This is a genomic window from Synechococcus sp. R55.7, assembly GCF_047461955.1.
GTDB lineage: Bacteria > Cyanobacteriota > Cyanobacteriia > Thermostichales > Thermostichaceae > Thermostichus.
The window spans coordinates 1-592 of sequence record NZ_JANSIC010000500.1 but is presented as its reverse complement, the minus strand read 5'-3'; the positions used below and the strand labels follow the sequence as shown (position 1 = coordinate 592).

At 57.6% G+C, this 592-nt stretch carries 1 protein-coding gene; it reads left to right on the top strand.

All coding sequences use genetic code 11. The features are described 5' to 3' along the window. Nucleotides 1-20: 20 nt before the first annotated feature. A complete protein-coding gene (locus NW820_RS13365; RefSeq protein WP_414407772.1) occupies nucleotides 21-473 on the top strand; it encodes an RNA-guided endonuclease TnpB family protein in 453 nt (150 codons plus the stop codon). Nucleotides 474-592: the final 119 nt, after the last annotated feature.

The following is a 592-nucleotide window of genomic DNA, read 5'->3' as shown; positions in this document are numbered from 1 at the left end:
AAGCGTGGGTCAATCATCGCATCTCCAAAGCTATTGTCTCTAGGGCAAAAGCCACAAACAGCGCTATTGCTCTGGAAGACTTGACAGGGATACGGGAGCGTATCAACCAACAACCCCGCAGCAAAGCCGAGCGACGCAGGGCCAACAGTTGGGCGTTCTACCAGCTGAGGCAGTTTCTGGAATACAAGGCTCTGCGTGCAGGGGTTGCTTTGATTCTGGTGCCGCCTGCCTACACGTCGCAGACCTGCCACCGGTGTTTGCACATTCATCCCGACCCTGCGCAATCCTATCGCAGTGGTAAGTCGTTCAAGTGTGGGCACTGTGGATGGGAAGGGGATGCGGACTGGAATGGGGCCAACATGATTGCCAAACTTGGGGCTGCCGTAAACCAGCCTAGAGGCCCGTGGTTGGCTTGCCAACTGCAGGGCTACCGAAAGCCCGCCCCGTACTGCGAAGCAGTCAGGGCCGGGTAGTTTACTTTGGGGTAGCGAGCGCAGCAGAACTCGGATCCGCACTGGTGGCGGTACTGGCTGAAGCGGAACTCACAAAGGGCTTCCTTGAGTCCAGATTGAGAGTCCCCTTGGGTCCAGAG